Consider the following 24,295-nt stretch of genomic DNA (forward strand, 5'->3'; position numbering starts at 1 on the left):
ATCCGCGAGCTCGAACCCGCAGAAGCCGCCACCCGAGCGGGGTCGCCCGCGCGTCCCGCCCGGGCGAATAACTCAGTAGGAGGCGGTGTCCTCGGCGCCGGAGGCCTCGCCGCCGGCGAGGACGGTACGCAGCTCGCCGAGGATGGTCGCGCTGCCGCTCGTGCCGAGCCGCGTCGCGCCCGCGTCGAGCATCTCCAGCGCGGTCGACAGGCCCCGGACGCCGCCGGACGCCTTCACCTGGACGCCCTCGCCGACGCTCGCGCGCATGAGCTTCACGTGCTCGACGGTCGCACCGCCGCCGGCGAACCCGGTCGAGGTCTTCACGAAGTCGGCGCCGCCGGCCTCGGTGAGCCGGCTGCCACGGGCGACCTGCTCGTCGTCGAGGTACGCGGTCTCCAGGATCACCTTCGTCACGAGCGACCCGGCCGCCTCCTTGACGGCGCGGATGTCCTCGACCACGAGGTCGTCGAGGCCCGAGCGCAGCCAGCCGATGTTGACCACCATGTCGACCTCGGTGACGCCGTCGGCGATCGCCTGCTTCACCTCGGCGACCTTCGCGGCGGTGGACGTGGTGCCGTGCGGGAACCCGATCACGGTGCCGACCGCGACGCCGGACCCGGCCAGGTACTCCACCGCGTGCGCGATGTCGGACGGCCGGACGCACACGCTGAACACCTTCCACTCGCGGGCGACGTCGAGCTGCGCGTCGACCTCCGCGCGGGTGAGGTTCGGGGCGAGGATGGCGTGGTCGATCGTGGCGGCGAGCTGGGCTTCGGTGATCTCGGGCATCCCCCAAGCCTACGTCGGCGGAAACGACCCGCCTTATACCCCCGGGGGGTATCATGACGGCATGGACAATGAGGAACGGACCGCGGTCATCGACATCCAGGGGATGACCTGCGCGAGCTGCGTCGCACGGGTGGAGCGCAAGCTCAACGCGATCGAGGGCGTCGAGGCCCGGGTGAACCTCGCCACCGAGAGCGCCCGCGTCCGGTATCCGGCCGGCCTCGACGAAGCACGCCTCACCTCGGCGGTGGATGCCGCGGGCTACCACGCCCGCATCCGACCCGCCACGCCCGTCCGCCGCCACGACGCGCCCGCGCACGGGGAGCACCCGCGCGACGGCCACCACGGACCGGAGGGAGAGGCACACGACCACGACGGGCACGAAGGGCACCACGCCTCCGCATCGTGGACCCGTGTCATCGTCTCGGCCGTGCTCGCGGCCCCCGTGCTCGCGCTGGGGATGGTGCCCGCGCTGCAGTTCCCGGGCTGGCAGTGGGTGAGTCTCGTGCTCACGACGCCGGTCGTGTGCTGGGGCGGCTGGCCGTTCCACCGCGCCACGTTCAAGAACCTCCGCCACGGCGCGCTCACGATGGACACGCTCATCACGATGGGCACGCTCGCGGCGTACCTGTGGAGCCTGTGGGCGCTGCTGTTCGGCGGCGCCGGTGCCGGGATGGGCGAGGGCGCCGAGGTCTACTTCGAGGTGGCCGCCGTCGTCACGGTGTTCCTCCTGCTCGGCCGCGCGATCGAGGACCGCGCCCGCCGTCGCGCCGGCGCCGCGCTGCGCTCCCTCCTCGAACTCGGCGCACGTGAGGTCGAGCGGGCGGACGGCGTCCGCATCCCGGTCGCGGAGCTCGCCGTCGGCGACGCGTTCCTGGTGCGTCCCGGTGAGACGGTCGCGGCGGACGGCGTCGTGCTCGAGGGCCGCGCCGCCGTCGACGAGAGCATGCTGACGGGGGAGTCGGTCCCGGTCGAGGTCGGACCCGGGTCGGAGGTCACCGGCGGCACGATCGCGCACGGCGGCACCCTGCGCGTGCGCGCCACCGGTGTGGGCGCCGACACCCGTCTCGCACGCATCGCCGCGCTGGTCGAGAACGCGCAGCTCGCGAAGAGCGACGTGCAGCGGCTCGCCGACCGCATCTCCGGGGTCTTCGTGCCGATCGTCATCGTCCTCGCCGCGGTCACCCTCATCGCCTGGCTCGTCGCCGGGCAGCCGATGACCGCGTTCACGGCGGCCGTCGCCGTGCTCATCGTCGCCTGCCCGTGCGCGCTCGGGCTCGCCACCCCGATCGCGATCCTGGTCGGATCCGGCCGCGGCGCGCAGCGCGGCATCCTCCTCACCGGGCCCGAGGCCATCGAGACCGCCGACCGCATCGACACGGTCGTGCTCGACAAGACCGGCACCGTCACCGCAGGCGCGATGGCGCTCGCCGCCGTCCACGTCGAGGACGGGCAGGACGAGACGGCCGCCCTCCGGCTCGTCGCGTCGCTCGAGGCCGCCAGCGAGCACCCGGTCGGCATCGCGATCGCGGCGGCCGCCGACCGGCTGGCACCGGTCGCCGACGTCGAGGCGGTCGCCGGCGGCGGCATCGCCGGTGTCGTCGGGGGCCGCGTCGTGTTCGCCGGTTCCGCGGGATTCGCCGAGGAGCGCACGGGTCGGGCGCTGTCGTCCGGGCTCGTCGCGGCCGCACGGGCGCACGAGCGCACTGCGACCGTCGTCGTGGCCGGCTGGGAGGAGGACGGCGTGCTCGCTCCGCGGGCCGTGCTCGCCGTCGCCGACCGGGTCCGTCCCGACGCCGCCGAGGCGGTCGCCGCCCTGCGCGGCATGGGGCTGCGCGTCGTGCTCGCCACCGGCGACGCCGAACCCGTCGCGCGCGAGGTCGCCGCATCCGTCGGCATCGACGACGTCCACGCCCGGGTGAGCCCCGAGGGCAAGGTCGCGCTCGTCCGCGACCTGCAGGACGGCGGGGCGCGCGTCGCGATGGCCGGCGACGGTGTGAACGACGCCGCCGCGCTCGCCACCGCGGACCTCGGCATCGCGATGGGCGGGGGGACGGATGCGGCCTCGCACGCGAGCGACATCGCGCTCACCACGCAGGGGCTCACCGGGGTCGTCACGGCGCTGCGGCTCGGCCGCCGGGTCATGCGGATCATCCGCGGCAACCTGTTCTGGGCGTTCGCGTACAACGTGGCGGCGCTGCCGCTCGCCGCGCTGGGCTTGCTGAACCCGATGATCGCGGGGGCCGCGATGGCGTTCTCGAGCCTGTTCGTCGTCGGCAACAGCCTGCGGCTGCGCCGCGCCTGAGCCGCTGCACGGGGGCATCCTGGGGGACCGGATGCGGTGAGGAGGGGTCGGGACATCGCCGCGACCCTCTGGGACTGACGAGGACGCGGCGCGAGGCGCTCCTGCGCTAGGATGGAGCCGGTCTCCCGACCGCCCGGCGCCGAATCCGTGCGTCGTCACGCCGGAGACCGATCCCGCGTCCGTCCCGGCAGCGAGCCGCCCGCGGGGCACGCCGACCTCCCTCGGAGGGGGTTCCGGCGTTTCGGAGTGATCCGTACACAGCTCAGGAGGAGCATGCCGACCACGGCGCCCGCCGCGCAGAAGTCATCGCGGCGCAAGCACACCTCGTCCGCCAAGCGCGACGACGAGGCCCCCCTCATCCCCATCCTCGCCCGCAAGGTGCGGGAGGTGGAGGCCAAGGCCCAGAAGGGCAAGCTCGGCCCCACCAACCGGGTGAAGTTCCAGGCGATCGCCTTCCTCGTGCGCGAGGAGCGCGCCCGGGTGAAGAACGACGCCGAGCTCACCGACGCGTCCCGCGCCGAGCAGCTGAAGCGCCTCGACGGCGTCGCGACGATCCTCGCGAAGACCGCCGCCCGCGACACGTCGCTCATCCAGTTGCTCGAGGTCGACCAGGCCACCTCGCCGGTCGCCCGCCGCATGCGCCGGGACTGGCTCATCGAGTCCGGTGCCGACCTGCCGCCGGACGAGCTCATCATCACGGATGCGGCGCCCGCCCAGACCGCCGCGGTCGTGCCGCCGCAGCTCGCCGAGCGCCAGGTGGTGCCGCCGCAGGTGGAGGCGCGCCAGATGGCGAACCCGTTCCTCGCGCCCGACCTCAGCCGCCGCATCCCGACCGAGACCCCGCGCCGCCGCCTCGACGGCTGGGAGCTCATGGGTCCGCTGTACAAGGCGTTCGAGACCGGCGCCGGCGGGGGAGCGGCCTCCATGGAGCTGCCCCCGGTGCCCGAGTTCGACCGGCTCTCGCCCAAGGGGCTCGAGGTCATGCCGCACCAGTCGCGGCTCCTCGAGGCCGTCCGCACCGGTCACCGTTCTTTCCTGCTGGCCGACGAGCCGGGCCTCGGCAAGACCGCACAGTCGGTGCTCGCAGCATCCGTCGCCGAGGCCTACCCGCTGCTGGTGGTCGTCCCCAACGTCGTGAAGATGAACTGGGCCCGTGAGGTCGAGCGGTGGACGCCGCAGCGCCGCGCCACCGTCATCCAGGGCGACGGCGAGGACATCGACGCGTTCGCCGACGTGTTCATCGTCAACTACGAGGTGCTCGACCGGCACCTGTCGTGGCTCAGCGAGATCGGGCTGAAGGGCATCGTCGTCGACGAGGCGCACTTCATCAAGAACCTCTCCTCGCAGCGCTCCCGCAACGTGCTCGCGCTCGCCTCCCGCGTCCGGGAGCGGGTCGCGAACCCGCTGCTCATGGCCCTCACCGGTACCCCGCTCATCAACGACGTCGAGGACTTCGACGCGATCTGGCGCTTCCTCGGCTGGACCAACGGCACCAAGCCCGAGGCCGAGCTCATGGAGAAGCTCGACGCGACCGGGCTCACCCCCGCCGACAAGGCGTTCTACCCGGAGGCCCGCTCCGCGGTGATCTCCATGGGGATCGTCCGCCGCCGCAAGACCGACGTCGCGAAGGACCTTCCGGACAAGCTCGTCGCCGACCTCCCCGTCGAGCTCGACGACGAGTACGGCCGCTCGATCCGCCAGGCCGAGCGCGAACTCGGGGCCCGCCTCGCCGACCGGTACCGCCGCATCATCGACGCGCGCGGCGACCGCGGGCTCGCCCCCGGCGAACTCGACGAGGACATCGTGCGCCTGGTCGCCCAGCACGAGCTGGACGAGTCGAAGGCCGCATCCGCCGGCACCGAGAACGTGTTCACCATGGTGCGCCGTATCGGTCAGGCCAAGGCGCTCGTCGCCGCGGACTACGCCGTGCAGCTGCAGCGCTCGGTCGGCAAGGTCGTCTTCTTCGCCAAGCACATCGACGTCATGGATGCGGCGGAGGCGCACTTCGCGGCGGCCGGTCTCAAGACCGTGTCGCTGCGGGGAGACCAGACCGCCACGGCGCGGCAGGACGCGATCGACGCGTTCAACAACGACCCCGAGGTCTCGGTCGCGGTGTGCTCGCTGACCGCGGCCGGTGTCGGCGTGAACATGCAGGCCGCATCCAACGTCGTCCTCGCCGAGCTCAGCTGGACCGCCGCCGAGCAGACGCAGGCCATCGACCGGGTGCACCGCATCGGCCAGGACGAGCCGGTCACCGCATGGCGCATCATCGCCGCGCACACGATCGACGCGAAGATCGCCGAGCTCATCGACGCGAAGCAGGGCCTGTCGCTGCGCGCCCTCGACGGGCACGTGGTCGAGCCCGGCTCCAGCGACTCCGTGCAGCTGTCGGCGCTCATGCACCTCACCCGCAGCGCGCTCGGCGCCGCCTGACCCGGCCCGGTCCGCCCCGCGGCGACCCGCCCGCATCCCGCCGTGTGGCGATGGGATGCGGGCGGCGCTAGTCTCGGGGAGGCAGCGTCGCCGGCCCATGTAGCACCATCCCCGAGGACCCCCACCATGAAGATCGGCATCCTGACCAGCGGCGGCGACTGCCCCGGCCTGAACGCGGTCATCCGCGGCGTCGTGCTGAAGGGCACGAGCGTCCACGACATCGAGTTCGTGGGCATCCGCGACGGGTGGCGCGGGGTCGTGGACGGCGACTTCTTCCCCCTCACCCGCCACGAGGTGAAGGGGCTGTCGAAGGTCGGCGGCACCATCCTCGGCACGAGCCGCACGAACCCGTACGAGGGCCCCCGCGGCGGCGCCGAGAACATCGCGAAGACGCTGTACGGCCACCACATCGACGGGATCATCGCGATCGGCGGCGAGGGCACCCTCGCGGCCGCGAACCGTCTCGCGAACGACGGCATCAACGTGCTGGGCGTGCCGAAGACGATCGACAACGACCTGCGCGCCACGGACTACTCCTTCGGCTTCGACACCGCGGTGAACATCGCCACCGACGCGATGGACCGCCTGCGCACCACCGGCGACTCGCACCAGCGCTGCATGGTCGCCGAGGTCATGGGCCGCCACGTCGGCTGGATCGCGCTGCACGCCGGCATCGCCGCGGGCGCGCACGTCATCTGCATCCCCGAGGTCCCGATGTCGATCCAGGAGATCACCGAGCAGGTCGCGAAGGCCCACGACCGCGGCCGTGCGCCGCTCGTGGTCGTCTCGGAGGGCTTCACCCTCACCGGCATGGACGAGGCCTACAGCGACAAGGGCCTCGACGCCTTCAACCGTCCGCGTCTCGGCGGCATCGGCGAGGTGCTCGCCCCTGAGATCGAGCGGATCACCGGCATCGAGACCCGCGCCACGGTGCTCGGCCACATCCAGCGCGGCGGCGCGCCGTCGGCGTTCGACCGGGTGCTCGCCACGCGCCTCGGCCTCCACGCCGCGGACGCCGTGATCGACGGCGCCTGGGGCCAGATGGTGGCCCTCCGCGGCACCGACATCGTGCGGGTGCCCTTCGCCGACGCCCTCGGCGAGCTCAACAGCGTCCCGCTCTACCGCTACGAGGAGGCGGCCGCCCTCTTCGGCTGACCCTCCGGGCACGCGACGCCCGCGCTTCCGCTCCGCGCGCGGTCGCGCATGTCCCACTTCCTGCAGAACGTGTCCCAGTTTCTGCCGCTTTGACGCACTGAAAGCGGCAGAAACTGGGACACGCTGCGTTGGGCGATGGGTTCTGCACAGGGGTGAAGGGGCAACAGCGTGTGCACGGGGCGCGGCAGCGGGCGCGATGCGGGGCGACGGATGCGGATGCTGAGGGCATGCGCCGACCCCCGCCCCTTCCGGACGACCTGCCCGAAGCCTTCGACCTCGCCACGGCCGCCGCGCTGGGCATCCCGCCCGGTCGGCTGCGACGGACGGACCTGGACGTGCCGTTCCGCGGGGTGCGGGTGCGCGGCGGCCCGCCGCCCGCGGCGGATCTCCGCGCCCTCTGCCTGGCGTACGCGCCGAGGTTGAAACCGTGGCAGTTCTTCAGTCACGAGACGGCGCTGGGACTGCTGGGCGTACCGCTCCCTGAGTGGCCGTACCGCCCCGGGCTGCACGTCGCCGCGCACCGTCCCGCGCGCGAACCACGGCTGCGCGGCGTCGTCGGGCACCGGCTGCAGCTGCGTGAGCCCGCCGTCCTCCGCGACGCCGCCGGTCTCCCGGTCGAGCATCCGGTCCGTGCCTGGCGCCAGTGCGCCACGGTCTGGCGCATCGACGACCTCGTGGCGGCGGCGGATCACATCGTGTCGCAGCGGTGGGCGGACGCGCACGACCTCGCCCACGAGGTCGAGGTGATGGGGGACGCCGCCGGCGCGCCGCTCCGGCGGGCGCTCGCGCTGGCCCGTGGCGGTGTCCGATCTCCGCGGGAGACACGCCTGCGCCTGCGCCTGATCCGGGCGGCGCTGCCGGAACCGGCGGTCGGCTGGCTGCTCCGGAGCCCGCGAGGCGCGTTCGTCGCCGAACTCGACCTCGCCTATCCCCGTTACCGCGTGGCGGTCGAGTATGACGGACGGGTGCACGCGGAGGATGCGGCGCAGTTCGAGCGTGACGCCGACCGCTGGGACCGCATCCGTGCCGAGGGGTGGGAGCTCGTCCGCATCCTCAACCACCACCTGCGAGGCGACGGCGCGGCCGCAGTCGCGAAGGTCGCCGGCGCCCTTCGCCGCGCGGGGTGGCACCCGGGCGCGGCCTGAGCGGGCTGCGCAGCATCCGCACCCAGCATGTCCCACTTTCTGCCGCTTACGGCAGCTCAAAGCGACAGAAAGTGGGACACGTTTTGCTGAAAGTGGGACATGCACGTGGGAGGCTCCGGATCTCGCGCGCTCCCGCCGAGCCGCGCGCGCCCGCGCCGCTACGCGCCGGCGACGCCGAGGACGTCGAAGAGCCAGGCGAGCTCGAACGCCCGCTCGCGCCAGGAGTCGTAGCGGCCCGAGACGCCGCCGTGCCCGGCGACCATCTCGCACTTCAGCAGCGCGTCCGCCCCGACCTCGCGCAGGCGCGCCACCCACTTCGCCGGCTCCACGTACAGGACGCGGGTGTCGTTGAACGAGGTGACGGCGAGGATGCGGGGGTACTCGACGCCGTCGCGGACGTTCTCGTACGGGGAGTACGACTTCATGTACGCGTACACGTCGGGGTCGTGCAGCGGGTCGCCCCACTCGTCCCACTCGATGACGGTGAGCGGCAGCGACGGGTCGAGGATCGTGGTCAGGGCGTCCACGAACGGCACGTCGGCGACGATCCCGGCGAACAGCTCGGGCGCGAGGTTCGCCACCGCGCCCATGAGCAGCCCGCCGGCCGAGCCGCCCTCGGCGACCATGCGGTCGGGGGTGGTGTAGCCGTGGTCGACGAGGTGCTGCGCGCAGTCGACGAAGTCCGTGAACGTGTTGCGCTTGTGCAGCAGCTTGCCGTCCTCGTACCACTGCCGGCCCATCTCGCCGCCGCCGCGCACGTGCGCGACCGCGAACACGACGCCGCGGTCGAGCTCCGACAGGCGGGCGACCGAGAAGCCGGGCTCGATCGAGTGCTCGTACGAGCCGTACCCGTACAGGTGCACCGGCCGCGGGGCCGAGCCGGGCTCGCCGAACGAGCGCTTCCACACGAGCGAGACCGGCACCTGCACACCGTCGCGGGCCGTCGCCCACACCCGCGCCTGCCCGTAGTCGGCGGGGTCGTAGCCGCCCTGCACGGGCTGGCGCTTGCGCAGGTGCAGCTCCTTCGTGGCGACGTCGTAGTCGTACACGGTCGACGGGGTGGTGAACGAGCCGTAGCCGATGCGCAGCAGCGGCGGCGCCCACTCCGGGTTGCCCGCGGTGCCCACCGAGTACAGCGGCTCGTCGAAGGCGAGCTCGTCCACGCCGCCGGTGGCGTAGTCCAGCATCCCGAGGCGGGCGATGCCGTCGCGGCGGTAGCCGACGACGCCCCAGTCGCGGAACGTGTCGACGCCCAGCAGGCGCCGCCCGGGCTCGTGCGGCAGCACGACGGTGCGCTCGCCCTGCGGATCGGATGCGGACACCCGCACGAGTTCGAAGTCGAGCGCGCCGTCGTTGTGCAGCACGTAGAACACGTCCTCGCCGTCGACGACCGCGTGCGAGGTGTCGTACTCGACGCCCTCCTTGCGCGGCCAGACGACGCGCGGGGTGCCGCGCAGGTCATCGGCGTCGAGGATCCATTCCTCGCTGGTGATGGACGAACCGACCCCGATCACGAGGTAGCGGTCGCTGCGGGTGAACCCGGCGCCGACCCAGTACCGTTCGTCGGTCTCGGTGTGCAGCTTCACGTCGGATGCGGTGTCGGTGCCGATCTCGTGGAGCCACACGGTGTCGGGGCGCCAGGCGTCGTCGACGGTCGTGTAGACGATGAAGCGGCCGTCGGGGGAGAGGGAGGCGCCCGCGAACGTGCCCTCGATGACGTCGGGGAGGGTCTCGCCGGTGCGGAGGTCCCGCACGCGCAGCGTGTACCGCTCGTCGCCCTCGACGTCCACGCCGTACAGCAGCAGCGTGCCGTCGGTGGACACCTCGAACGACCCCAGGGAGAAGAACTCCTGCCCGTCGGCCTCCTCGTTGCCGTCCAGGAGCACCTGCTCGCCGGGGACCGGCTCGTCGGGTGACAGCTGCGGCGGGGTCCAGTCGTCGGGGGAGGCGAGGGGCGCGCGGCACTGGATGCCGTACTGCTTGCCCTCGAGGGTGCGGCCGTAGTACCACCAGTCGCCGCGGCGGGTCGGCACCGACAGGTCGGTCTCCTGCACCCGCCCCTTGATCTCCTGGAAGATCGCCTCCCGCAGGGGTGCGAGGTGCGCGGTGCGCGCCTTGGTGTAGGCGTTCTCCGCCTCGAGGTGCTCGCGCACGCGGGCGTCGTCCTTCGCGCGGAGCCACTCGTACGGGTCGGCGAACTCGTCGCCGTGGTGCACGCGGGCGGTGCGCTCGCGACGGGCGACGGGGGGCTGCAGGGCGGATGCGGTGTCGGTCACCCTCTCACGCTAACGCCAGCGCACCCGCCGCACGGCCGGAACGGGGCCGGTCGAGTTGACCGGGCGACGCACCGATGGAAGGATTTCCCCTGGCCCGGTTACCGGATGCTGCATCTACGGTGAACTGTTCGTTCGCGCCGCCGACATCCTCGGCACCTCCCGCCCCCCGAGATCCGAAAGCGAACGGTGGAAACCGCTGCCCTGATCGTCATCCTGGTCATCGTCCTGGCCCTGTTCTTCGACTTCACGAACGGCTTCCACGACACGGCCAACGCCATGGCGACCCCGATCGCCACCGGCGCCCTGAAGCCGAAGGTCGCCGTCGCCCTCGCGGCGGTGCTGAACCTCGTCGGCGCGTTCCTGTCGACCGAGGTGTCCAAGACCATCTCGCACGGCATCATCCGCGAGGACCAGATCACACCGACGGAGTTCCTGCCGCTGATCTTCGCGGGACTCATCGGCGCCATCACCTGGAACATGCTGACCTGGCTGCTGGGGCTGCCCTCCAGCTCGTCGCACGCCCTGTTCGGCGGGCTCATCGGCGCCACGCTCGTCGGCGTCGGGGTGCTCGCGATCGACTTCGGCGTGGTGCTCAGCAAGGTCGTGCTGCCCGCCCTCGTCGCGCCGTTCACCGCCGGCGTGATCGCGTTCGCGACGACGAAGGTCGCCTACGCGATGACCCGCCGGTACGACGGCAAGCCCGACGGCCGCGACGGGTTCCGGTGGGGCCAGATCTTCTCGTCCTCGTTGGTCGCGCTCGCACACGGCACGAACGACGCGCAGAAGACCATGGGCGTCATCACGCTCGCGCTCATCATGGCCGGCTGGCAGAGCTCCGAGCAGGCCGACCCGCACCTGTGGGTCATCTTCGCCTGCGCCTTCACGATCGCGCTCGGCACCTACATGGGCGGCTGGCGCATCATCCGCACGCTCGGCAAGGGCCTCACCGATGTGAAGCCCGCGCAGGGCTTCTCCGCCGAGGCCTCCACGGCCTCCACGATCCTCGCCTCCTCGGTCTTCGGCTTCGCGCTGTCGACCACGCAGGTCGCCTCCGGGTCGGTCATCGGTTCGGGCCTGGGCCGCCGCGGGTCGAAGGTGCGCTGGCGCACGGTCGGCCGCATCGCGGTCGGCTGGCTCCTCACGCTCCCCGCGGCGGGCGCGGTCGGCGCGGTCGCCGCGCTCATCGTCGCGTGGCTCGGCATGTGGGGCATCCTCATCGACACCGTGCTCGCCGTCGCGATCGTGCTCGGCCTGTTCCTGCGCTCCCGTCGCGACGAGGTCACCGCCGGCAACGCGATGAGCGAGGTGGCCGCATCCGGTCGTGCGGTGAAGGTGAAGAAGAACCCGCCGCCCACCCGCCGCCAGCGCGCGATCATGCGCGAGCAGGAGCGGGCCAAGCGCGCCGCCGACAAGGAGAAGAAGCGCAAGGCCGACAAGGACAAGCGCGACGCCGACAAGGCCAAGCACGCCGCCGAGAAGGCGGAGAAGGCCAAGCGTGCGGCGGAGAAGGCCGAGCAGGCCCGCCGCGCCGCACCGACGACCACCGCACCCACGTCCACGTCCACCGTGCCGACTCCGCCGACCACCGCGCCGGCGCCGCAGGTCGACGCCCGCACCGAGACCGATCGCACCGTCGACGAGGAGGGCCGCGCATGAAGGTCGAGATCGACTGGATCGCCTTCCTCGAGGTGTTCGCGGTGGCGCTCGTCGGCGCCGTCGTCGTGGTGGGCTTCTACGCCCTGGCTTTGCGGATGCTGGTGCGCGCCGGCCGCGCACCGGTCGTGGCGCCGGCCGAGTTCACCGACGCCATCACCGTCGTGACCGAGAAGCAGCGGGCGAAGGCGGCGAAGGCCGCGGCGAAGGCGGCGAAGAAGAGCCCGCTCACGGACGGGCAGAAGCGCCTGGCGCTGTTCGCGGCGTACGGCTCGTTCGGCCTGTGCGGCCTGGCCGTGCTCGCCAGCCTCCTCATCATCGTCCTCCACTGAGCGCGGCGTCCGCCCCGGCGCATATCCTGGCCGGATGAGCGAGCACACGGACGCGGAGTCGGTGCGGTTCGGGCAGTACCCGCCCGCCCGCCGGGTGCTGCTGCACCTGTCGGACACCCACCTGCTGGCAGGCGGCCGCCGGCTCGGCGACCGCTACGACACCGCGGCGAACCTGCGGCGCACGCTCGAGACGGTCGAGCGGATGCGGCTGCGGCCCGACGCGATCGTGTTCACCGGCGACCTCGCCGATCTCGGCGAGCCCGAGGCGTACGCCGCGCTCCGCGACGCGGTGGAGCCGGTCGCGGCCAGGCTCGGGGCGCCCGTCGTCTGGGTCGCGGGCAACCATGACGAGCGCCCCGCGCTCCGGGCAGGGCTCCTCGACGAGGAACCGACCGAGGAACCGGTCACCGGCGTCTGGGACCTCGGCGGGCTGCGGCTCATCGCGCTCGACTCCTCGGTGCCCGGCTGGCATCACGGCGACCTCGACGAGGCACAGCTCGCGTGGCTGGCCGCCGAACTCGCGACGCCCGCGCCGCTCGGCACCGTCGTCGCCCTCCACCACCCGCCGCTGCCGAGCCACATCCCGCTCTTCGACATCCTCGAGCTGCGCGACCAGGGGCGTCTGGCCGAGGTCCTGCGCGGCAGCGACGTGCGCGCGATCCTCGCCGGGCACCTGCACTACTCCACCAGCGGCACGTTCGCCGGCATCCCGGTGAGCGTCGCCGCGGCCACCTGCTACACGATGAACCTCGCCCGTCCCGGCGTCGAGGTGAACGGGATGGACGCAGGGCAGTCCTTCCACCTGGTGCACGTCTACGACGACACCGTCACGCACTCGGTGGTGCCGGTCGTCGACGCCGAGACGGCCGGCGGGTTCGACCGCGCGTGGGTGGAACGGATGGCCGCGCTGAGCCCCGAGGAGCGGCTCGAGGCGTTCTCCCGCAAGCCCGGTCGCTGATCCGCCACGACGGCGCGCGGCGCGCGCGAGGCTGTCCACAGCGGCCAGCGCCGGGGGTGCTGCGGCGAGGTTAGGCTCGGGGCATCCACCCGGCAGACGACCCACAAGGACGACGCATGGACACGGACGCGACGACGCGTACCCGCACTGAAACCGACTCGCTCGGATCGATGGAGATCCCCGCCGACGCGTACTGGGGTATCCACACCGCCCGTGCGCTGGAGAACTTCCCCATCGCGAAGCGACCCATCTCGGTCTACCCGGAACTGGTCCGGGGCCTGGCGATGGTCAAGCAGGCCGCCGCGCGCGCGAACCGCGACATCGGCGTGCTGGCGCGCGACAAGGCCGACCTCATCGACGCGGCCGCCCAGCTCATCATCGACGGCGGCTACCACGACCAGTTCGTGGTCGGTGTGATCCAGGGCGGTGCGGGCACCTCGACGAACATGAACGCGAACGAGGTGATCACGAACGTCGCGCTCGAACTCGCGGGGCGGCCGAAGGGCGACTACGCGTTCCTCTCGCCGATCGACGACGTGAACCGCGGGCAGTCGACGAACGACGTGTACCCCACCGCGATCAAGGTCGGGCTCTCGCTCGGCCTCGCGAGCCTGCTGGACGAGCTCAGCCTGCTGCGCCGGGCGTTCAAGCAGAAGGCCGTCGAGTTCCACGACGTGCTGAAGGTGGGGCGCACGCAGCTGCAGGACGCCGTGCCCATGACCCTCGGGCAGGAGTTCAACGGCTTCGCCACGACGCTCGGTGAGGACGAGAACCGGTTGCGGGAGAACGCGTGGCTGCTGCACGAGATCAACCTCGGCGCCACCGCGATCGGGACGGGCATCACCTCGCACCCCGACTACGCGCCGACCGTGCTGCGGCACCTGCGGGAGATCTCGGGGCTCGATCTGGAGACGGCGATCGACCTCGTCGAGTCCACGAGCGACACCGGCGGCTTCATGTCGTTCTCCTCGTCGCTCAAGCGCAACGCCATCAAGCTGTCGAAGATCTGCAACGATCTGCGGCTGCTCTCCTCCGGCCCGCAGGCGGGACTGGGGGAGATCAACCTCCCGGCGCGCCAGGCCGGGTCGAGCATCATGCCCGGGAAGGTCAACCCGGTCATCCCGGAGGTCGTGAACCAGGTCGCGTTCGCCGTCGTCGGCGCCGACATGACGGTGACGATGGCCGTCGAGGGCGGACAGTTGCAGCTGAACGCGTTCGAGCCGGTCATCGCCCACTCCATCTTCCAGTCGATCACCTGGATGCAGCGGGCGATGTGGACGCTGCGGGTGAACTGCGTCGAGGGCATCACCGCCAACCGCGACCGGTTGGGCGCCATGGTCGGGTCCTCCGTGGGCGTCATCACGGCGCTCACCCCGTTCATCGGGTACGCGGCGGCCGCGGCGCTCGCGAAGACGGCGCTGCTGACCAAGCGCAACGTCGCCGACCTCGTGGTCGAGGCGGGCCTGATGAGCCGCGACGAGGTGACGAAGCAGTTGTCGCCCGCCCGGTTGTCCGGGCTGGAAGCGATCACGGCGGCGATCCCGATCATCACCGACCCGGTGCCGACCGTGACCAGCCCTGTGGAGACCACCGCCCCGGAGTCGACCGCGCCCTAAGCTGGCGCCCATGAGCCAGCCCGGGCCCGCATCACATCACCGAACCCGCCAGGAACCCTTCCCCTCCCCGCTCGCGCAGCCGACGCTGCTGGTGCCGCCGCCGGCCGCCCCGCCGCAGGCGGCCGCACCGCGCGTCGAGCTGCCGGCGGTGCGGCGGACGGGCGCGGGTGTGGTGTGGCTGTTCGGTGTGCTCGTGCTGCTGTCGGCGCTGCTCGTCGCGTACTTCCTCGCGGCGATGGGCCCACTGGCGTCGGTGCTCGGCATGGTGCTCGCGCTCCTGCCGTTCGTCGGGGTGTTCTTCGCACTGCGCGCCGTCGACCGGTGGGAGCCGGAGCCGCGGGCGCTGGTCGTGTTCGCCCTCGCGTGGGGCGCGATCGCCTCGGTCGTGATCGCCCTGCTGGTCGACCTGCTCCTCGTGATCACGTTCGGCTACCAGGACACCTTCGCCGCACAGGCGCTCGGCACGGTCGCCCAGGCGCCGATCGTGGAGGAACTCGCCAAGGGCCTCGGCCTCCTCCTCATCCTCGTGATCGGGCGCCGGGCCTTCGACGGCCCGGTCGACGGCATCGTCTACGGCGGGCTCATCGGCGCGGGGTTCGCCTTCACCGAGAACATCCAGTACTTCGCGGTCGCGATGCTCGAGGGCGGCGCGGCCCAGGCCGGCGCGGTGTTCTTCCTCCGCGGCATCCTCTCTCCCTTCGCCCACGTCATGTTCACCACGCTCACCGGGTTCGCCGTCGGGCTGGCCGTGCGTCGCGGCGCCCGTGGCGGCCGGGTGTTCCCGGCCTGGCTGCTGGGACTCCTCGGCGCCATCGGGCTGCACGCCCTGTGGAACGGCTCCGCCGTCTTCGGCGACTTCTTCGCGCTGTATGCGACGCTCCAGGTGCCGCTGTTCGTCCTGTTCATCCTCGGTGTCCTCGCGCTGCGCCGCGAGGAGTCGCGGCTCACCAGGGTGAGGCTCGAGGAGTACGCCGCCACGGGATGGTTCACGCCGGAGGAGGTCCGGATGCTGGCGACCGGTCCCGGCAGGCGTGCCGGCCTCGCCTGGGCGGCCAGGCTGCCGGGCGACCGGCGCGACCGGATGCGGGCGTTCATCCGCGAGGCGACGGCGCTCGCCGCCGCACGGCAGCGGCTCGTCTCAGGACGCGATCCCAAGGCGGCGGTCGAGGAGCGGACCCTCCTCGCGCGGGTGGTCGCGGCCCGGCAGGCGCTCTTCGCCGGCTGAGGTCATGGGGCGTCCCCGCACGGACACGTCCGCGTAACACGATGCCGATACGGTCTGAACCGATCAGTTCACGCACCGTCCCGGAGGATGCCATGTCATCGCGCGACCTCGCCGCCCTGCCCAAGGGTCACCTTCACATCCACCTGGAAGCGGCCATGCGGCCCGCGACCCTCACCGTGCTCGCCGCCGAGATGGGCGTCGACATCCCGGAGACGAGCGGCTTCTCCGGCTTCACCGCGTTCTCCCAGACCTACCAGGGCCTGCTCGCCGTGCTCGGCGCCCCGGAGAACCTCGACCGGCTGATCGACGAGGCCGTCGAGGACGCGGCCCGCGACGGGGTCGTGTACGCCGAGTTCGGGATCAGCCCGGATTACCACGCGGCCACCTTCGGCTCGACCGAGGCGGCGCTGGACGCGCACATCGCCGCCGCCGAGGCCGCCGGTCGCAAGCACGGCGTCGAGGTCGGCCTCATGGTGACGGTCGACCGCACGCTCGGACTCGAGCAGTCGATCGCGGTGGCCGAGGTCGCCGCATCCCGTGCCGGCAGGGGCGTCGTCTCGCTCGGCCTCGCGAACGAGGAGCGCGGGTACCCCGCCGCCGACTTCGCCGAGGCGTTCGCGATCGCCCGCGAGGCCGGCCTGCAGTCCACGCCGCACGCCGGGGAGCTCGTCGGACCGGAATCGATCTGGCAGGCCGTCGACGTGTTGCACGCCGACCGCGTCCTCCACGGCGTCCGCGCCGTCGAGGACCCGGCACTGGTGACGCTCCTCGCCGAGCGCGAGATCTGCCTCGACGTCTGCCCGACCTCCAACGTGCTGCTCGACGTCGTCGACGACCTCTCGGTCCACCCGCTCCCGCAGCTGCTGGCCGCCGGCGTCCGCTGCTCGATCAACGCCGACGACCCGATCCTGTTCGGACCCGGCATCCTGGACGAGTACGTCGCGGCGCGGGAGCAGATCGGTCTCACCGACGAGCAGCTCGCGGCGTGCGCCTGGAGCTCCATCGAGACCACGCTCGCCTCGGCCGCCACGAAGGCCCGCGCGAAGGACGCCATCGCGGCCTGGCTGGAAGGCGCGGCATGAGCGGTCCGCTGCACTTCGGCGTCTTCGAGGTGTTCTCGCCCGAGGTGGGCGGCACCTACAGCTGGTCGCACCCGGCGAACGACAAGATCGACTTCCTCGATCCCGACCGCTGGGTGCGCGTCGCCCAGGTGATGGACCGCACCGGGTACGACTTCCTGTTCTTCGCCGACAGCTTCGGGTACCCGATGGTGGACGACGACATCGCGGAGATGTCGGTCAAACGCGCCATCAACTTCCCGAACCTCGACCCCGCCACGATCATCCCTGTCCTGGCCTACGCGACCGAGCGCCTCGGATTCGTCGTGACCGCGAGCACCGGCATCGACCACCCGGCGCAGCTCGCGCGCAAGTACGCCTCGCTCGACCACGTCACGCGCGGCCGGATCGGCTGGAACATCGTCACCGGCTCGTCGCAGAACGCCGTCGCGGCCGTCTTCGGGCAGGACGGGATGACCGCGCACGACGACCGGTACGACATCGCGACCGAGTACGTCGAGCTCGCCCGCAAGTTCTGGGAGGAGGGCTGGGACGACGACGCGCTGCGGCTCGACCGGGAGACCGAGCTCGCCATCGACCCCGACGGGATCCGCGCGGTCCGCTACGACGGGCGGCACTACCGCACCTGGGGGCACTTCACCGTGCCGCCGTCCGCGCAGCGCACCCCCGTGCTGTTCCAGGCCGGCACCTCGCCCAAGGGCAAGGCGCTCGCTGCGGCGCAGGCCGAGGGCGTCTTCATCCAGGCGACCACACCGGAGTTCACCGCGAAGAACGCGGCCGACATCCGCCGGCTCGCGGCCGAGGCCGGGCGCGACCCGGAGGGGATCAAGATCATCGCCGGGGTCACCGTGGTCGTCGCCGACACCGACGCGGAGGCCGAGGCCCTGTACGCGGAGTTCCTCGCCATGCAGTCCGACGAGATGGTCGCGTCGCTCTACGCCGGCAACACCGGGATCAACCTGCTCGACCTCGACCCGGACGGCACGATCGAGCAGGCGTTCGAGCGCGGCGGCCCGGTCGGGCAGCTGGGCACGAGCAACATCGACCGGTTCCGCGAGGGCGCCGGCCGTCCCGCGCCCACCGTGCGCGAGATCCTCGACGAGCTGCGCGGGCGCGGCACCCGCGGGTTCCGCCTCGTCGGGTCGCCGCAGACCGTCGCGGACGGTCTCGCCGACCTCGCCGAGCGGTGCGACCTCGACGGCTACATGCTCGAGCCGGTCTTCGGCCTGCGCGACGTGCAGGTGTTCGGTGAGCAGGTGCTGCCGATCCTCCGCGAGCGCGGCCTCGCCGCCGAGCCCGTCGGCGCGACCCTGCGCGAGCACCTGAGCGGTGTCGAGGGTCGGACCCGCCTGGCCTGACTCCGCCGCCCGTCACGCGCCCGCCCCGCACCCGCGGGGCGGGCGCGTCGGCGTCTCAGGGAGCGGGGGTGGCGAACAGCACCGCGACCGCCGCGTCGTGCGCGTCGTCGAGCGCAGCGACCTCGGCGCCGGTGAGCAGTTCGATCTGCAGGCCGCGCCACAGCGAGAGCAGCTGCAGGGTGGCCCGTCCGGCGGCCTCGGGTCCCCAGCCGTGTGCGCGGAACCCCGCGCGGATGCCGTCGGGCCAATGGGTCGCGAGGACGCGCAGGTGCATCGGATGCTCCTCGGGCGCGCGGGTCGACAGGGTGACCAGGTCGAAGAACAGCCGCAGATAGTCCCGGTGGACGTCGTCGCGGAGCACCCGCCAGCCCGCCGCCAGCACCTCCGGCATCGGTGCGGGGTCGGCGAGGGAGGGCAGGAGCTCGGCGAGCCCGGGGAAGCGCTCGTACGCGATCAGGCTCGCGCGGGTGAAGACCTCGTCCTTCGAGCCGAAGTAGTACAGCAGCATCCGGTTGTTCGAGCCGATCGCCTTCGCGAGCTGGGTGAGCGAGAGCGACACGACCCCGCGATCGAGGATCACCGAGACCGCCGCGTCGAGCAGGCGGCGTGCTTCCGGGGACTCGGGATCGGGCACACGGCAAGCCTAGGGGAGTGCCCGGGACAAGACTCAGCGCCCGGTGCCGCGGCGATGCCTGCGAGTCTTCCCGGGCGCTGAGTTGTGACACCAGGATGCGTCCGGCCCGGCGACGTGTCAAGAGGTCGCGGCGCGCGGGCGCCCGAGATGCTTGGATGGAGTCATGACTGACAACCGCACCAAGCCCGAGTTCGACGCGCCCGCCGGCCCCGCGCCCAGCGACCTGGTGATCCGCGACATCATCGTGGGCGACGGCGACGAGGCGAAGCCCGGCGACACCGTCACGGTCCACTACGCCGGCGTCGAGTACGAGTCGGGCGAGGAGTTCGACTCGTCCTGGGGTCGTGGCGAGAGCATCCAGTTCCCGCTGCGCGGCCTCATCCAGGGTTGGCAGGACGGCATCCCCGGCATGAAGGTCGGCGGCCGTCGCGAGCTCGTCATCCCGCCGCACCTGGCCTACGGCCCCGCCGGCGGCCACTTCCTCGGCGGCAAGACCCTCATCTTCATCATCGACCTGCTGAAGGTCGGCTGACCCGATCACCGCACGGAGCCCCGGACCGCGGTCCGGGGCTCCGTCGTCTCCGGATGAGGAATTTTTCATTCACGGGAATAGATGCTGCCGGGGCGGCGTTCCACCCCTCTGAGTGCCGCGAAGCGCGCGGCGAAACACTTGGAGCGGACATGACCGGCAACGCCACGATCGACATCCCCGGGTACAAGGCGGGCACCTGGGTGCTCGACCCTTCGCACAGTGAGGTGCGCTTCACCGTGCGCCACATGATGATCTCGAAGGTCCGCGGCGTCTTCGCCGTGAAGACCGCGACCATCGTCGCGCCGGAGAACCCGCTCGAGGCGTCGGTGACCGCCTCCGCCGAGGCCGCGTCGCTGAACACGCAGGACGAGGGCCGCGACGGCCACCTGCGCTCCGCCGACTTCTTCGACGTCGAGACCCACCCCACCATCGACTTCGTCTCCACCGGCGTGCGCGTCGAGGGCGGCGACTTCCTCGTGGACGGCGACCTCACCATCCGCGGCACCACGAAGCCCGTCACCTTCGAGGTGGAGTTCGGCGGCTTCGGCACCGACCCGTGGGGCAACTACAAGGCCGGTGCGACCGCCAAGACGGTCATCGACCGCGAGGACTTCGGCCTGACCTGGAACGCCGCGCTCGAGACCGGTGGCGTGCTGGTCGGCAAGGACGTCACGATCGAGCTCGACCTGCAGGGTTCGATCCAGGCCTGATCCGTCCCGGACGGGCCTTCACGGGGGCGGATGCTGCGGCATCCGCCCCCGTTCCGTCCGTGCGCCGGCGGCGCCGGAGCCGGCCCTGGGCGAGCAGGATGCCGGCGAAGACGACGAGTGCGCCGACCGGCTCGTTCCAGGTGATGTGCTCGCCCAGCACGATGATGCCGAGGACGACGCCGACGACCGGGGTGATGTAGGTCACCGTCGACGCGCGCGTGGGACCCCAGGCGCGCACCGCGTTCTGGTTCCAGATGTACGCGACGCCGGTGCCGACGCAGCCGAGCGCCAGCATCGACAGCACGACCGGGGCGTCGAGCCGCACCGGGCCGACCGCGACGAACGGCGTCAGCGCCAGCATGATCACGCCCGCGATGCCGATGTTCAGGAACGAGAACATGAGCGGGGTCGTGCCGGAGTCGGCCAGGAACCGGCGCATGTACGCGAGGCTGAAGCCGTAACAGGCCGTCGCGCCGAGGATCGCGAACTGCGCCGTGAGGTCCTGGCCGAACGAGAGCCCCGCCCAGGGGCCGATGATGACGACGACGCCCGTGATGCCCAGCGCGATCCCGAGGGTCTGCGACCGCGACAGGCGCTCCACCCGGAACAGCAGCGCGGCGGCGATCGCCGTCATGATCGGGGTCGTGGCGTTGTAGATGCTCGCCAGCCCCGAGGTCACGTGCTGCTGGGCCCACGAGAACAGCAGGAACGGGACGACGCAGAAGGTCACCGCCAGCACCGTGAGGTGGCCCCACACGCGCGGGGCGGCGGGGAGACGCTCCCGGCGCAGCAGCACGAAGACCCCGAGCGTCAGGGCGCCGAGGACCAGCCGGGCCCACACCACCTGCGGCGACGACAGCCCCGTCAGGCCCACCTTCATGAACAGGAAGCTCGAGCCCCAGATGAGGCCGACCAGCACGAACTGCACCGAGATCGACACGTTCGAGGGGCGGGATGCGGTGGCCACGAGCCGAGCGTAGTCCCGGGTGCGGACGGCCCGGGACCCGGCGGCGGGATTCCGGCGGTGTTCGGCAGGAACCCGCGTGTCAGGGCACCGGGTGCTCGGCGTCGTAGGCGCGGAACCCGGGGGACAGGCGCACCAGCACGCCCGCGATCGCGACGATGAGGACGCCGCCGAGCAGCGGCGGGAACCACAGCGCGGTGAAGGTCGCGAGCGCGCCGGCGTACAGGGCGCCCAGGCGCGGGCCGCCGGCCACCACCACCATGAAGACGCCCTGCAGGCGGCCCCGCATGGTGTCGGGCACGGCGGCCTGCATCATGGTCGACCGGTAGATCGCCGAGACGTTGTCGGCCGCCCCCGACACCGCGAGGAGCACGCAGCCCACGGCGATGAGCACGACGTTCGCGTGCGTCTCGTCCACCGTGCCGGGTGCGAACCAGCCGAGCTGCGCCGCCACGAGCACGAGTCCGAAGGCGGCGATCGCGAGGCCGTACGCCTGGATCGATCGCTGGATGCCGATGCCGTGCGCCCGGTAGCGGCCGACCGGGCCGGAGAACAGGCTCGACAGGAACGCGCCGGCGGCCACCGCCGCGGTGAGCAGGCCCGTCGTGATCGCCCCGCCGCCCAGGAGCACCGCGCCGATGCCGGGGAAGAGCGCGAGCGGCTGGCCGAAGGTCATCGCGCAGATGTCGAGGATGTACTGCAGGCGGATGTTCCCGGCGCGGCGGAGGAACCGCATCCCGTCGCGGAGGGACTCCAGCCCCGGGCGCACGATCTCGCCCTCGGGCCGGATCGAAGGCAGGGTCCACAGGCCCAGGAACAGCGACAGCATGAGCACGACGTCGATCGTGTACGTCCACGCGTACCCGGAGACCGCGACGAGGACGCCGGCGAGGGCGGGGCCGGCCATGACCATGATCCCGACCGTGATGCCGTGGAGCGCTGCCGCGGCGGGAAGGAGCTCCCGGGGGAGCAGCCGCGGGGTGATCGCCGAGCGGGTGGCGCCGACGATCGAGTTGGCAGCCGAGTTCACGATGCTCAGGGCGTACAGCCACCAGACGGTCTCGTCGCCCGTCCAGGCGAGCACGGCGAGCAGCAGCGTGGACGCGAACGTGACGGTCGCCGCGACCAGCGCGACGGTGCGCCGGTCGAACGCGTCGGCCAGCATCCCGCCGTAGAGCCCGGCGATCACCATCGGCACGAGTCCCGCCACCGCGACCATCGAGACCGCGAAGTCCGACCCGGTCAGGGCGTAGACGTGCAGCATGACGGCGACGATCGTGAGCTGCCCGCCCATGCCGGACAGCGTCGAGCCGATCCAGAGCCTCGTGAAGGCGGGCGAGGTGCGGAACGGACGCAGGTCGATGAAGTGGCGGGCGCCCAGTCGCGCCATCACGCTCCGGGCTCCGGGTTCGAGTGCGGCATCACGGCTTTGAGGCTAGCGCCGTGCGCCGCCGCCGGTCGCCGCCGCATCCGCGTGCTGGTAGACTCTTCAGGTTGCCGTTGGATCGGCCGCGGATAAAGAGCGCTCGCACATCGGGTGACGAGCACCGCGCAACAACGAGGAAGGGGATCGAATCTATGGCACTGGAAGCAGACGTCAAGAAGGCGATCATCGAAGAGTACGCGACGCACCCCGGTGACACCGGATCCCCCGAGGTGCAGGTCGCGCTGCTGACGCAGCGCATCAAGGACCTCACCGAGCACCTCAAGGAGCACAAGCACGACCACCACTCGCGTCGTGGCCTGTTCCTGCTCGTCGGTCAGCGCCGTCGCCTCCTCGGCTACCTCCAGGACATCGACATCGCTCGCTACCGCAAGCTGATCGAGCGCCTGGGGCTTCGCCGCTGAGCGCACCCGCGTACATCGCTTTCTCGGAAGGCCGTCCCACCGGTGTGGGGCGGCCTTCCGCCGTTCCCGCCCCGTGAACCCCGAAAAGACCGCGAGACTGCATCCGACCGCCGAAGCAGCGGGGTAACCCCGCAGTCTCGGCGGTCAGATGCAGTCTCGGTGCCCTGAGGAGGAGGGTCAGGATGCGGCGGCCGCGCGCGCGGCCACCAGGTCGGGGTGGTGGATGGCGGCCACGTCGGGGTGGGCGCGCAGGCGCGACTTCAGCGCGTTCTCGCCGTAGGTCGCGTAGATGGGGTTCTGCGGGTCCTCGGTGACGCCGGCCGCGGCGGCGGCGAGCTCGGCCGGGAGGTCGAGCAGCGGCAGCCGGGCGTCCAGCGCGGGGTTGAAGAAGAACGGCACCGAGATGCGGTCGTCCGGGAACGTCGGCGAGATGACGCGGTGGTTCGTGGCGATGAGGTAGCCGTTCGTGGCGTACTCGAGCAGCTCGCCGATGTTCACCACGAACGCGCCGGGCACCGGGGGAGCGTCGACCCACTCGCCGTCGCGCTGCACCTGGAGCCCGCCCTTGCCGGGCTCGACCCAGAGGAGGGTGAGCACGCCGGAGTCCTTGTGCGCGCCGACGCCCTGCTGCGGGGTCGGGTCGTCCTTGCCGGGGTAGCGGACGATCTTGATGAGCGTCTGCGGGTCCTCGAAGTGGCGGTCGAAGAAGTCCGGCTCCGCGCCGAGGGCCTGCGCCCACGCGCGCAGCAGGCGGTGGGCGACCTCGGTGAGGCGGTCGTGCCACTCGGTGACGACCTCGCGCAGCTCCGGCTGCGCGGCCGGCCACAGGTTCGGGCCGGTGAGGCGGTCGAAGTCGTGCACCGGCTCGGCGACGGCCTCGCGCTCCGGGCCGATGTCGATCTGCTCGCGCCAGTCGACCTTGCCCTGCGTCCGCTCGCCGCCGACGCGCGTGTAGCCGCGGAACTGCGGGCTCTTCACGTTCTCGATCGCGAGCTTGTCCTCCTCCGGGAGGTTGAAGAAGTCGCGGGCGGCGCCGAGCAGACGGGACTCGAGTTCGGGGGTCACGCCGGTGCCCACCAGGTAGAAGAAGCCGACCTCGTGCGTCGCCTGGCGCAGCTGCGTGCGGAACGCGGCGGCCGCGTCATCGCCCTGGTCGAGCAGGGAGAGGTCGAGGACGGGGAGGTTCAGATCGCTCATGCCACGACGCTACGTCCGAAGGGATCCGTGCGCAGCTTTGTTGCCGACCGTTACCGATCGGCCGGATGCGGCCCGGTCCCCGTCCGCGA

At 72.0% G+C, this 24,295-nt stretch carries 20 protein-coding genes; 14 read left to right on the top strand and 6 right to left on the bottom strand.

From position 1 onward, the window contains the following. Positions 1–72 precede the first annotated feature (72 nt). Positions 73–789: a deoxyribose-phosphate aldolase gene (gene deoC, locus ACWAUO_RS09420; RefSeq protein ID WP_460774930.1), complete on the bottom strand. Its 717-nt coding sequence runs from the start codon at positions 787–789 to the stop codon at positions 73–75. Positions 790–850: 61 nt separating this feature from the next. On the opposite strand from deoC, the gene ACWAUO_RS09425 reads away from it, so the two are divergent. The 4 genes from ACWAUO_RS09425 to ACWAUO_RS09440 all read left to right on the top strand — a co-directional run bounded on the left by ACWAUO_RS09425 (position 851) and on the right by ACWAUO_RS09440 (position 7,824). Then, positions 851–3,091 carry a heavy metal translocating P-type ATPase gene (locus tag ACWAUO_RS09425; protein ID WP_460774932.1) on the top strand — a complete coding sequence of 747 codons (2,241 nt, stop codon included), beginning with the start codon at positions 851–853 and terminating at the stop codon, positions 3,089–3,091. 273 nt (positions 3,092–3,364) lie between these two features. After that, positions 3,365–5,524 carry a DEAD/DEAH box helicase gene (locus ACWAUO_RS09430; protein ID WP_460774933.1) on the top strand — a complete coding sequence of 720 codons (2,160 nt, stop codon included), beginning with the start codon at positions 3,365–3,367 and terminating at the stop codon, positions 5,522–5,524. A 126-nt stretch (positions 5,525–5,650) separates the two neighbouring features. After that, positions 5,651–6,679, top strand: a complete 1,029-nt coding sequence (locus ACWAUO_RS09435) for a 6-phosphofructokinase (RefSeq protein WP_460774935.1) — start codon at positions 5,651–5,653, stop codon at positions 6,677–6,679. A 227-nt stretch (positions 6,680–6,906) separates the two neighbouring features. Continuing rightward, a complete protein-coding gene (locus tag ACWAUO_RS09440) occupies positions 6,907–7,824 on the top strand; it encodes a DUF559 domain-containing protein (protein ID WP_460774936.1) in 918 nt (305 codons plus the stop codon). A 158-nt stretch (positions 7,825–7,982) separates the two neighbouring features. Here the strand turns inward: ACWAUO_RS09440 and ACWAUO_RS09445 are convergent, their stop codons facing one another. Next, positions 7,983–10,100, bottom strand: a complete 2,118-nt coding sequence (locus ACWAUO_RS09445; protein WP_460774938.1) for a S9 family peptidase — start codon at positions 10,098–10,100, stop codon at positions 7,983–7,985. Positions 10,101–10,286: 186 nt separating this feature from the next. Here ACWAUO_RS09445 and ACWAUO_RS09450 point away from each other — a divergent pair, with 186 nt between their 5' ends. The 7 genes from ACWAUO_RS09450 (at position 10,287) to ACWAUO_RS09480 (ending at position 18,321) form a co-directional block, all read left to right on the top strand. After that, complete coding sequence (locus ACWAUO_RS09450; RefSeq protein ID WP_460774939.1) at positions 10,287–11,756, top strand: inorganic phosphate transporter; 1,470 nt, start codon at positions 10,287–10,289, stop codon at positions 11,754–11,756. Further along, positions 11,753–12,085, top strand: a complete 333-nt coding sequence (locus ACWAUO_RS09455) for a peptidase (protein ID WP_460774941.1) — start codon at positions 11,753–11,755, stop codon at positions 12,083–12,085. Before ACWAUO_RS09450 ends, ACWAUO_RS09455 begins: the two co-directional genes overlap by 4 nt. Before the next feature lie 34 nt (positions 12,086–12,119). Then, positions 12,120–13,043, top strand: coding sequence for a phosphodiesterase (locus tag ACWAUO_RS09460; protein WP_460774942.1), 924 nt, complete (start codon positions 12,120–12,122; stop codon positions 13,041–13,043). A 116-nt stretch (positions 13,044–13,159) separates the two neighbouring features. Then, positions 13,160–14,659, top strand: a complete 1,500-nt coding sequence (locus tag ACWAUO_RS09465) for an aspartate ammonia-lyase (protein WP_460774944.1) — start codon at positions 13,160–13,162, stop codon at positions 14,657–14,659. Positions 14,660–14,669: 10 nt separating this feature from the next. Then, positions 14,670–15,884, top strand: coding sequence for a PrsW family intramembrane metalloprotease (locus ACWAUO_RS09470; protein WP_460774945.1), 1,215 nt, complete (start codon positions 14,670–14,672; stop codon positions 15,882–15,884). 92 nt (positions 15,885–15,976) lie between these two features. Further along, positions 15,977–16,966, top strand: a complete 990-nt coding sequence (gene add, locus ACWAUO_RS09475) for an adenosine deaminase (protein WP_460774947.1) — start codon at positions 15,977–15,979, stop codon at positions 16,964–16,966. Continuing rightward, a complete protein-coding gene (locus ACWAUO_RS09480; RefSeq protein ID WP_460774948.1) occupies positions 16,963–18,321 on the top strand; it encodes an NtaA/DmoA family FMN-dependent monooxygenase in 1,359 nt (452 codons plus the stop codon). The genes add and ACWAUO_RS09480 overlap by 4 nt, the downstream gene beginning before the upstream one ends. Positions 18,322–18,376: 55 nt before the next feature. On the opposite strand, the gene ACWAUO_RS09485 is transcribed toward ACWAUO_RS09480, so the two are convergent. Continuing rightward, a complete protein-coding gene (locus ACWAUO_RS09485; RefSeq protein ID WP_460774949.1) occupies positions 18,377–18,955 on the bottom strand; it encodes a TetR/AcrR family transcriptional regulator in 579 nt (192 codons plus the stop codon). Between the two features lie 163 nt (positions 18,956–19,118). On the opposite strand from ACWAUO_RS09485, the gene ACWAUO_RS09490 reads away from it, so the two are divergent. Both ACWAUO_RS09490 and ACWAUO_RS09495 read left to right on the top strand, forming a co-directional pair. Further along, positions 19,119–19,487 carry an FKBP-type peptidyl-prolyl cis-trans isomerase gene (locus ACWAUO_RS09490; protein ID WP_460774951.1) on the top strand — a complete coding sequence of 123 codons (369 nt, stop codon included), beginning with the start codon at positions 19,119–19,121 and terminating at the stop codon, positions 19,485–19,487. A gap of 149 nt (positions 19,488–19,636) precedes the next feature. After that, entirely contained in the window at positions 19,637–20,197 is a 561-nt protein-coding gene (locus ACWAUO_RS09495) for a YceI family protein (RefSeq protein ID WP_460774953.1), read from the top strand. Here ACWAUO_RS09495 and ACWAUO_RS09500 read toward each other — a convergent pair. Together ACWAUO_RS09500 and ACWAUO_RS09505 are read right to left on the bottom strand one after the other, a co-directional pair. Continuing rightward, positions 20,157–21,164 carry a DMT family transporter gene (locus ACWAUO_RS09500; protein WP_460774955.1) on the bottom strand — a complete coding sequence of 336 codons (1,008 nt, stop codon included), beginning with the start codon at positions 21,162–21,164 and terminating at the stop codon, positions 20,157–20,159. The two genes, ACWAUO_RS09495 and ACWAUO_RS09500, sit on opposite strands and share 41 nt — an antisense overlap. A 79-nt stretch (positions 21,165–21,243) precedes the next feature. Then, a complete protein-coding gene (locus ACWAUO_RS09505; protein ID WP_460774956.1) occupies positions 21,244–22,551 on the bottom strand; it encodes an MFS transporter in 1,308 nt (435 codons plus the stop codon). Between the two features lie 188 nt (positions 22,552–22,739). Here ACWAUO_RS09505 and rpsO point away from each other — a divergent pair, with 188 nt between their 5' ends. Next, positions 22,740–23,009 carry a 30S ribosomal protein S15 gene (gene rpsO, locus ACWAUO_RS09510; RefSeq protein WP_460774958.1) on the top strand — a complete coding sequence of 90 codons (270 nt, stop codon included), beginning with the start codon at positions 22,740–22,742 and terminating at the stop codon, positions 23,007–23,009. A 177-nt stretch (positions 23,010–23,186) separates the two neighbouring features. Here the strand turns inward: rpsO and ACWAUO_RS09515 are convergent, their stop codons facing one another. Further along, entirely contained in the window at positions 23,187–24,206 is a 1,020-nt protein-coding gene (locus ACWAUO_RS09515; RefSeq protein WP_460774960.1) for an isopenicillin N synthase family dioxygenase, read from the bottom strand. Positions 24,207–24,295 lie beyond the last annotated feature (89 nt).

The organism is Microbacterium sp. GXF7504 (assembly GCF_054798235.1).